This window comes from Pseudomonas sp. NPDC087690 (genome assembly GCF_044743175.1).
Taxonomy (GTDB): Bacteria; Pseudomonadota; Gammaproteobacteria; order Pseudomonadales; family Pseudomonadaceae; genus Aquipseudomonas.
In genome coordinates this window covers 1-8,731 of sequence record NZ_JBIUVX010000014.1, presented here as the reverse complement: position 1 = coordinate 8,731, position 8,731 = coordinate 1, and the positions used below count along the sequence as shown (strand labels likewise).

Genomic DNA, 8,731 nt, shown 5'->3' with positions numbered 1-8,731 from the left:
GCCAACATGAACGCGATGGTCGGCCTCTGCGCACCGGGCAAGTTCGGCGGCGACGTCTCCCACCTGAACCTGCACAAAACGTTCTGCATCCCGCACGGCGGTGGCGGCCCGGGCGTCGGCCCGATTGGCGTCAAGTCGCACCTGACGCCGTTCCTGCCCGGCCACGGCCAGATGCAACGCAAGGAAGGCGCGGTCTGCGCGGCACCGTTCGGCAGCGCGAGCATTCTGCCGATCACCTGGATGTACATTCGCATGATGGGCGGCGCCGGTTTGAAGCGCGCTTCGCAGCTGGCGATCCTCAACGCCAACTACATTTCCCGTCGCCTCGAAGAGCACTACCCAGTGCTGTACACCGGCAGCAACGGCCTGGTGGCGCACGAGTGCATCCTCGATCTGCGTCCGTTGAAAGATAGCAGCGGCATCAGCGTTGATGACGTCGCCAAGCGCCTGATCGACTTCGGCTTCCACGCCCCGACCATGTCGTTCCCGGTCGCCGGCACGCTGATGATCGAGCCGACCGAAAGTGAATCCAAAGAAGAACTGGATCGCTTCTGCGACGCCATGATCCGCATCCGCGAAGAAATCCGCGCGGTGGAAAACGGCACGCTGGACAAGGACGACAACCCACTGAAAAACGCTCCGCATACTGCGGCGGAACTGGTTGGCGAGTGGACTCACCCGTACAGCCGCGAGCAGGCCGTTTACCCGGTAGCGTCGCTGATCGAAGGCAAATACTGGCCACCGGTCGGTCGCGTCGACAACGTCTTCGGCGATCGCAACCTGGTGTGCGCCTGCCCGTCGATCGAAAGCTACGCTTAAACGAATGAGGGGCGTTTTAATCGCCCCGATTTCTGCAACACCACAGATCCCCCTGTGGGAGCGAGCCTGCTCGCGAAAGCGTAGTGTCAGTTAATGAAAGGTTGTCTGACCCAGCGCTTTCGCGAGCAGGCTCGCTCCCACAAGGGATCTGCGACCGATTTCGGACTTCCGCCAATTCCCATAACAAGAAACCGGAGAACCACTCATGTCGTTAAGCGTGTTCGACCTGTTCAAGATTGGCATCGGCCCTTCCAGTTCCCATACCGTCGGCCCGATGCGCGCTGCTGCGCGTTTCGCCGAAGGTTTACGCCGTGAAAATCTGCTAACGGCCACCGCCAGCGTTCGCGTCGAGCTCTACGGTTCCCTCGGTGCCACCGGTAAAGGTCACGGCAGCGACAAAGCCGTGCTGCTCGGCCTCGAAGGCGAACACCCCGATACCGTTGACACCGAAACCGTCGCCGCGCGCCTGCTAGCGATTCGCGGCAACGCTCGCTTGAACCTGCTCGGTGAACACAGCATCGCGTTCAACGAGAAAGAACACCTGGCGATGATCCGCAAGCCGTTGGCCTATCACCCCAACGGCATGATCTTTCGCGCCTTTGATGCGGCGGGAATACAAATCCGCAGCCGCGAGTACTACTCGGTCGGCGGTGGCTTTGTTGTCGACGAGGACGCCGCCGGTGCCGATCGCATCGTCGAAGACGCCACACCGCTGACCTTCCCGTTCAAAAGTGCCAAGGACTTGCTCGGTCACTGCGCCACTTATGGCCTGTCGATCAGTCAAGTGATGCTGACCAACGAAAGCGCCTGGCGCCCTGAGGCGGAAACCCGCGCCGGCCTGCTGAACATCTGGCAAGTGATGCAGGATTGCGTCGCTGCAGGTTGTCGTAACGAAGGCATTCTGCCCGGTGGCTTGAAGGTCAAACGCCGCGCGGCGGCATTGCACCGGCAGTTGTGCAAGAACCCGGAATCAGCATTGCGCGATCCGTTGTCGGTGCTCGACTGGGTCAACCTGTACGCCTTGGCAGTGAATGAAGAAAACGCCAACGGTGGCCGCGTGGTCACCGCGCCAACCAACGGCGCGGCCGGAATCATTCCGGCAGTGCTGCATTACTACATGCGCTTTATCCCCGGCGCGAATGACGACGGCGTCGTGCGGTTTCTGCTGACCGCTGCGGCCATCGGCATTCTCTACAAGGAGAACGCCTCGATCTCAGGCGCCGAAGTCGGCTGCCAGGGTGAAGTCGGCGTGGCCTGTTCGATGGCGGCCGGGGCGTTGTGCGAAGTGCTCGGCGGCAGTGTTCAGCAAGTCGAGAACGCGGCGGAAATCGGCATGGAACACAACCTCGGCCTGACCTGCGATCCGATTGGCGGGCTGGTGCAGGTGCCGTGCATCGAGCGCAATGCGATGGGTTCGGTGAAAGCGATCAACGCGGTGCGCATGGCCATGCGCGGCGACGGCCAGCATTTCGTCTCCCTCGACAAAGTCATCCGCACCATGCGCCAGACCGGCGCCGACATGAAAAGCAAATACAAAGAGACCGCCCGCGGCGGTCTGGCGGTCAACATTATCGAATGCTGATCGCGAAATTGACCACCTCTTCCTCAGGGAGAAAAACGTAATTAGCCCCCCTCTCCCCCGGGAGAGAAACGTACCTAACTCCCTCTCCCTCCGGGAGAGGGCTGGGGTGAGGGGCTTTTGATCTTGATCTTGCCTCTTGCCCCCAACTCAAACTTTCAAGGAGCCACGCATGTCCACCGAACAACTGTCGAAAACCCCGCTGCACGCTCTGCACATCGAACTCGGCGCCCGCATGGTGCCGTTCGCCGGCTACGACATGCCGGTGCAATACCCGCTCGGCGTGATGAAAGAACACCAGCACACCCGTGAACAGGCCGGGCTGTTCGACGTCTCGCACATGGGTCAGATCCGCCTGACCGGCGCCAACGCCGCCAAAGCTCTGGAAACGCTGGTGCCGGTGGACATCATCGACCTGCCGGTGGGCATGCAGCGTTACGCGATGTTCACCAACGAGACCGGCGGCATTCTCGATGACCTGATGGTCGCCAACCTCGGCAACGACGAACTGTTCCTGGTGGTCAACGCCGCGTGCAAGGATCAGGATCTGGCTCACCTGCAACAATACATCGGCGATCAATGCACCATTACGGCGCTGTTCGAAGAGCGCGCGCTGCTGGCGCTGCAAGGTCCGGCTGCTGTTACCGTGCTGGCGCGACTGGCTCCCGACGTTGCGAAAATGACCTTTATGCAATTCGCTCGCGTGAATCTGCTGGGCGTGGATTGCTTCGTCAGTCGTTCGGGCTATACCGGTGAGGACGGTTTCGAAATCTCGGTGCCGGCCGCCGATGCCGAAAAACTGGCTCGCGCTCTGCTGGCTGAACCGCAAGTCCAGGCCATCGGCCTCGGTGCCCGCGACTCGCTGCGCCTGGAAGCCGGCCTGTGCCTGTACGGCCACGACATGAACACAGAAACCACGCCGATCGAGGCCAGCCTGCTGTGGGCGATTTCCAAGCCCCGCCGTGCTGACGGCGCACGCGCTGGCGGCTTCCCGGGGGCAGAAAACATTTTCGCCCAGCAACACAATGGGATTGCGCGCAAACGTGTCGGGCTACTGCCGCAAGAACGCACCCCAGTCCGTGAAGGCGCGGAAATCGTCAATGAAGCGGGCGAAATCATCGGCACCGTATGCAGCGGTGGTTTCGGACCAACCCTCGGCGGTCCGCTGGCAATGGGTTACCTCGACAGCGCTTATGTCACCCTCGATACAACCGTTTGGGCCATCGTACGTGGGAAAAAGGTGCCAATGCTTGTAAGCAAAATGCCATTTGTTCCACAACGCTACTATCGCGGTTGATTGACTGTTTCTATAAGTAACGCGATTGCGTAATGCGTGCACTAATGTGTAACGCAATCGCCACAAAAAAGTGCATTTTCCAACAACCGTTTCGAATATGAACTTTGCTTATAACCTTCGAAAACAATTGAACAAGCGATTCGTCTAAGGCTGCACTAGTGGACTGACAAACTGCCAGCAAGCGCAGTAAAACCGGGGTCTTCACAGGGCTTGTTTTTTCTCCCGTAGTTGGCGTAGAGTTTGTCCACTGTGTTTGCATGGGTCAGCTTGGAATCGTGACCTGGGCAGTAGCCTACAAGTTAGCTACATCCCGTTCGACGTCTTCTTACTCTCCTGCAACCAGCCCCAGTACTCTTTCATGAGAAAGAGACTGTCATCAATTTATGCGTCAAAGGAAATAAGAAATGTCCACACGTCAGAGCGGTACCGTCAAGTGGTTTAACGACGAGAAAGGTTTTGGTTTTATCACTCCAGAAAGCGGTCCGGATCTGTTCGTGCATTTCCGCGCCATTCAGGGCAACGGCTTCAAAAGTCTGAAAGAAGGCCAGAAAGTGACCTTCGTTGCTGTGCAAGGCCAGAAAGGCATGCAGGCTGACGAAGTACAAGCAGAAGCCTGATTTCTGTTACGAAAAAGCCCCTGATATTGATATCAGGGGCTTTTTTGTGCGCGCGATTCCGTAAAATGGCGCTTCACTTTGCGTCCAGAGGCTGCCATGTCGAAAAACCTGCTCACGCCCCAAGGGGATTTTCCTCCCGCTGGTCTTGGTCGCCGCCTGGCAGCGATGTTTTATGACTTCTTGCTCTGTACCGCGCTGCTGATCGTCACCGGTTTCGTTTACAAGTTGATTCAGGCAGCGATCATTGGCGAAGAGCGTCTACGAGTGATGACCGATGCCGGCAAGCTCGACGGCGATCCGCTCTACTCCACCGTGCTGCTGTTGGTGCTGTTCGCATTCTTTGCCAAGTTCTGGACCCATGGCGGGCAGACACTGGGCATGCAAGTGTGGGGGATTCGCGTGCAGAACAGCAATGGCACCGCGATCAGCCTGTGGCAGGCGCTGTTGCGGTTCATGGTGTCGATTGCATCGTGGTTGTGCGTCGGGCTGGGGTTCTTCTGGTCGCTGTACGACAAGCAGAAGCGCACGTGGCATGACATCTACTCCGATACTCGCCTCGTGCGAATTCCGAAAAAGACCAAATAACTTCCAGACGCCAAATACCACTGTAGGAGTGAGCCTGCTCGCGATAGCGGTGTGTCAGTCAACATAATTGTTATCTGACACACCGCTATCGCGAGCAGGCTCACTCCTACAGGTTTATTCGTTGCCCGAAAGAGCTTAGGCGTTCCCGGCCAGTTTCATCCGTGCAGCTTGAGTAAAGTCGAGCATGCGCTTCAATGGACGGATCGCCTGCGGAATCAACGCCGGATCCACAAAGATCTCGTTCGTGCCTTCCTTCAAGCTCTTGAGCGTGCGCTCAAGGGTGTTCATGGCCATCCACGGGCAATGCGCGCAACTGCGGCATGCTGCGCCGTTACCGGCAGTTGGCGCCTCAATAAAGACCTTGTCCGGGCACAACTGCTGCATCTTGTAGAAGATGCCGCGGTCGGTCGCCACGATCAGCGTCTTGTTCGGCAACGACTGTGCAGCGGCAATCAGCTGACTGGTCGAGCCAACGGCATCTGCCAGTTCGATCACCGACGTCGGCGACTCCGGGTGCACCAGAATCGCGGCGTCCGGATACAGCGCTTTCATGTCTTCGAGCTGCTTGGACTTGAACTCTTCGTGAACGATGCAGGCACCGTCCCAGAGCAGCATGTCGGCGCCGGTCTTACGCTGAATGTAGGTGCCCAGGTGCTTGTCCGGCCCCCAGATGATTGTCTCGCCGTTGTCCATCAGGCTTTCGACGATCTCCAGCGCACAACTCGATGTCACCACCCAGTCAGCACGAGCTTTGACCGCTGCAGAGGTGTTGGCATAAACCACCACCGTGCGCTCCGGGTGCTGATCGCAGAACGCCGAGAACTCGTCGACCGGGCAACCCAGGTCGAGCGAGCAGGTCGCATCGAGGGTCGGCATCAGCACACGCTTTTCCGGATTGAGAATCTTCGCGGTCTCGCCCATGAACTTCACGCCGGCAACCACCACCGTCTTGGCCGGGTGAGCGTTGCCGAAGCGGGCCATTTCCAGGGAGTCGGATACGCAACCGCCGGTTTCTTCGGCCAGAGCCTGAATCACCGGATCGCAATAAAAGTGGGCCACCAGCACCGCGTCCTGAGCCTTGAGCTCGGCGGCGATGGCGGCACGGTAATAAGCCTCTTCCTCAGCGGTCAGCGGTTTGGGCTGTTTGGCGTCGAGGTGGGCTTGAACCAGAAGGCGTTCGGAAATCTGGGTCAGGTGCGCTAGACCTGCTGGCGCTTTCGCGCGAAAGTCGAGTATACACCCGGCTCCGGACCGCTAGAGGGTACCGCCGGGAGAGTGAGTATTATCAGGCACGGACAGCATTGAAGCTGCGCAAGGCTACAGAATATCCCGTTGATACAAAAGATGATTCTGACCTGCGTCAGCGCTGCGGGTATTGAATTAACGCATAGCGGAAATGCAGGCAAAAAAAAACCCGGAAATCCTCACTTTCGTGGGCCTTCCGGATTTTCTAAACCGCCAAATATGGTGGGTCGTGTGGGATTCGAACCTACGACCAATTGGTTAAAAGCCAACTGCTCTACCAACTGAGCTAACGACCCGCTGTGTGGTGGCGCGTATAATACTGATTTTTAAGGACTATTCAACACCTTTTTGAAAATAATCAAAAATAAGGTGTTGGGTCGTCCACACCAGCGGCCGCGAAGCCTTCTGCGCGCAGGCGGCAGCTGTCGCATTTGGCGCACGCACGGCCGTCATCGTCGGCCTGATAGCAGGAAACAGTGAGGCCATAATCAACGCCGAGCTTCACGCCCGCCTGAACGATCTGCGCCTTGCTCAGGTTCTGCAACGGCGCCTGAATGCGGAAGCCGTTGCCTTCAACACCGGCCTTGGTCGCCAGATTGGCCATGCGCTCGAACGACTCGATGAACTCGGGACGGCAATCCGGGTAACCGGAATAATCGACTGCGTTCACACCAATAAAGATGTCGCGCGCGCCGAGCACTTCTGCCCAACCCAGCGCCAGCGACAGGAACACGGTATTGCGCGCCGGCACGTAAGTCACCGGAATGCCTTCACCGAGTTCTTCGGGAATGTCGATGCTGGTGTCGGTCAGGGCCGAGCCGCCCATGCCGTTGAGGTTCAGGCCGATCACTTTGTGCTCGACCACGCCCAGGTCGCGAGCGACGCGTGCAGCCGCATGCAGTTCGGCGTGGGAGCGCTGACCGTAGTCGAAGCTCATGGTGTAGCAGGCGTAGCCTTCAGCACGGGCCATTGCCACGACGGTGGCCGAGTCAAGACCTCCAGACAGCAGGATTACCGCACGTTTTTCGTTGGTGTTCAGTTGTTCAGTCATATCAGCGCCCCGGCTCATCATTCCATAGATATTTATGCAGTTGCAGTTGCAACCGCACTGGCAAGTTGTCTGCCACCACCCAATCCGCCAGATCCCTGGCATTGAGGTCATGATGACTTGGGGAGAACAGCACTTCACCCGCACGTCGATCAAGCCCGTACTGGATCAGCTTCGATACCGCCCAGTCATAGTCTTCCCGCGAGCAGATGACAAATTTCACCTGATCGTTGGGAGTCAGCAGTTCGATGTTCTCGTAACGGTTGCGATGGGCTTCTTTCGAACCCGGCGTTTTCAGGTCGACAACGCGACTGACGCGCGCATCGACCGCCGAGACGTCGAGGGCGCCGCTGGTTTCCAGCGAGACCTCGTAACCGGCATCACACAACTGTTTGAGCAAAGGAATGGCGTTCGGCTGAGCCAGCGGCTCACCGCCGGTGACGCAGACATAGCGCGGACGAAATCCGGCCACTTGCTCGAGGATGTCGTCGAGGGTCCGCACGGTGCCGCCACTGAAGGCATAGGCGCTGTCGCAGTATTGGCAACGCAAAGGGCAACCGGTCAGGCGCACAAAAACAGTGGGCAGCCCGGCAGTCCGCGTTTCCCCCTGCAAAGAGTAGAAAACTTCGGTGATTCTCAATGTGTCTTGCATAGTCGCCACGGGCGTAACAGCTAAACAGGCTGTCCGCCTCCGTCAGGCACTTCAGGCAATCCCGCCAACGCGCAGACCGCAAGAAGCGTGTTTCAGAAAAAGGGCGTGAATTCTAACGAAAAAACCCGCGACAAGCGCGGGTTTCTTCTAAACGGGTAACACGACCTTACATGCGTTGCAGATCGCGTTGAGCCAGCTGAGCGGCAGAGGTACCCGGATATTGGGCCACCACCTGCTGAAGAATGCCTTTGACCTTATCGGTATGACCGAGGCGGCGCTCTACGTCAGCCAGCTTGTACAGCGAATCCGGCACTTTGGCGTGCTTGGGATACAGCTGCGAAACCTTGGCAAAAGCCTGACCTGCACCTTGCAGATCGCCCTTGGCCAGGTTCACTTCGCCCAACCAGTACTGGGCGTTGCCCGCGTATTGGCTGTTCGGGTATTTGCGCAGGAAAGCGGCAAAAGCCTGGCTGGCCTTGTCGAAATCCTTGGCTTTGATCAGGTCGAAAGCGGCATCGTAATACAGCTTTTCCTTGGCCGGATCAGCCGGTTCGCTACCCGCAGCCGGAGCCTGGGTTGCTGCAGCAGCCCCTGCACCAGCGGCAGCACCGGCAGCAGCGCTTGCGTCGCCACCGGCAGAAGAATTCTCGGGAGTCGCGGCAGGTGTAACGCCGGATCCTATGCGCCGATCAAGATCCTGGTATCGCTCCAGGGATTCCTGCTTCATGCGCGCAACCTGATTTTGCAGTTCTTCAATCACGCCTTGCTGGCGCGAAATCTGATCCTGCATCTGTTGCAATTGGTTGAACAGCATGCCTTGTGCCGAGGCAGGGGCCGAAGCCGCTCCCCCGGCATAGGCGCCGTTCGTACCGTAACCTGCAGGCGGATA

The 8,731-nt window shown here is 58.4% G+C and carries 8 protein-coding genes, 1 tRNA gene and 1 pseudogene; 5 read left to right on the top strand and 5 right to left on the bottom strand.

Annotated features, from left to right (window positions below; translation table 11 throughout):
- From ACIPIZ_RS15740 to ACIPIZ_RS15720, 5 genes and pseudogenes are all read left to right on the top strand, one after another.
- Positions 1-819: pseudogene (locus ACIPIZ_RS15740) on the top strand (glycine dehydrogenase (aminomethyl-transferring)); the annotation flags it as partial.
- Positions 820-1,024: 205 nt separating this feature from the next.
- Positions 1,025-2,401: an L-serine ammonia-lyase gene (locus tag ACIPIZ_RS15735; RefSeq protein WP_401165999.1), complete on the top strand. Its 1,377-nt coding sequence runs from the start codon at positions 1,025-1,027 to the stop codon at positions 2,399-2,401.
- A 169-nt stretch (positions 2,402-2,570) separates the two neighbouring features.
- On the top strand, positions 2,571-3,695 hold the full coding sequence (gcvT, locus tag ACIPIZ_RS15730; protein ID WP_122662868.1) for a glycine cleavage system aminomethyltransferase GcvT: 1,125 nt from the start codon (positions 2,571-2,573) through the stop codon (positions 3,693-3,695).
- 404 nt (positions 3,696-4,099) lie between these two features.
- Positions 4,100-4,312 (top strand): cold-shock protein, encoded by a 213-nt coding sequence (locus ACIPIZ_RS15725; RefSeq protein ID WP_003227496.1) that lies wholly within the window; start codon positions 4,100-4,102, stop codon positions 4,310-4,312.
- Between the two features lie 96 nt (positions 4,313-4,408).
- Positions 4,409-4,897 carry an RDD family protein gene (locus ACIPIZ_RS15720; RefSeq protein WP_401165997.1) on the top strand — a complete coding sequence of 163 codons (489 nt, stop codon included), beginning with the start codon at positions 4,409-4,411 and terminating at the stop codon, positions 4,895-4,897.
- A gap of 135 nt (positions 4,898-5,032) precedes the next feature.
- Here the strand turns inward: ACIPIZ_RS15720 and nadA are convergent, their stop codons facing one another.
- The 5 genes from nadA to ybgF all read right to left on the bottom strand — a co-directional run.
- A complete protein-coding gene (gene nadA / locus ACIPIZ_RS15715; RefSeq protein WP_064391766.1) occupies positions 5,033-6,091 on the bottom strand; it encodes a quinolinate synthase NadA in 1,059 nt (352 codons plus the stop codon).
- A 271-nt stretch (positions 6,092-6,362) separates the two neighbouring features.
- Positions 6,363-6,438, bottom strand: a tRNA-Lys gene (locus tag ACIPIZ_RS15710).
- Between the two features lie 62 nt (positions 6,439-6,500).
- Complete coding sequence (gene queC, locus ACIPIZ_RS15705) at positions 6,501-7,193, bottom strand: 7-cyano-7-deazaguanine synthase QueC (RefSeq protein ID WP_064391768.1); 693 nt, start codon at positions 7,191-7,193, stop codon at positions 6,501-6,503.
- Between the two features lies 1 nt (position 7,194).
- Positions 7,195-7,842, bottom strand: a complete 648-nt coding sequence (queE, locus tag ACIPIZ_RS15700; protein WP_150647903.1) for a 7-carboxy-7-deazaguanine synthase QueE — start codon at positions 7,840-7,842, stop codon at positions 7,195-7,197.
- A 166-nt stretch (positions 7,843-8,008) separates the two neighbouring features.
- On the bottom strand, positions 8,009-8,731 hold a 723-nt coding region (gene ybgF / locus ACIPIZ_RS15695), incomplete at its 5' end, for a tol-pal system protein YbgF (protein WP_401165994.1).

What these genes read in the sequence shown, in the direction of transcription:
- ACIPIZ_RS15735 (WP_401165999.1), top strand. Translation starts at nt 1,025, where the DNA reads ATGTCGTTAAGCGTGTTCGACCTGTTCAAGATTGGCATCGGCCCTTCC.
- gcvT (WP_122662868.1), top strand. Translation starts at nt 2,571, where the DNA reads ATGTCCACCGAACAACTGTCGAAAACCCCGCTGCACGCTCTGCACATC.
- ACIPIZ_RS15725 (WP_003227496.1), top strand. Translation starts at nt 4,100, where the DNA reads ATGTCCACACGTCAGAGCGGTACCGTCAAGTGGTTTAACGACGAGAAA.
- ACIPIZ_RS15720 (WP_401165997.1), top strand. Translation starts at nt 4,409, where the DNA reads ATGTCGAAAAACCTGCTCACGCCCCAAGGGGATTTTCCTCCCGCTGGT.
- queC (WP_064391768.1), bottom strand. Translation starts at nt 7,193, where the DNA reads ATGACTGAACAACTGAACACCAACGAAAAACGTGCGGTAATCCTGCTG.
- queE (WP_150647903.1), bottom strand. Translation starts at nt 7,842, where the DNA reads ATGCAAGACACATTGAGAATCACCGAAGTTTTCTACTCTTTGCAGGGG.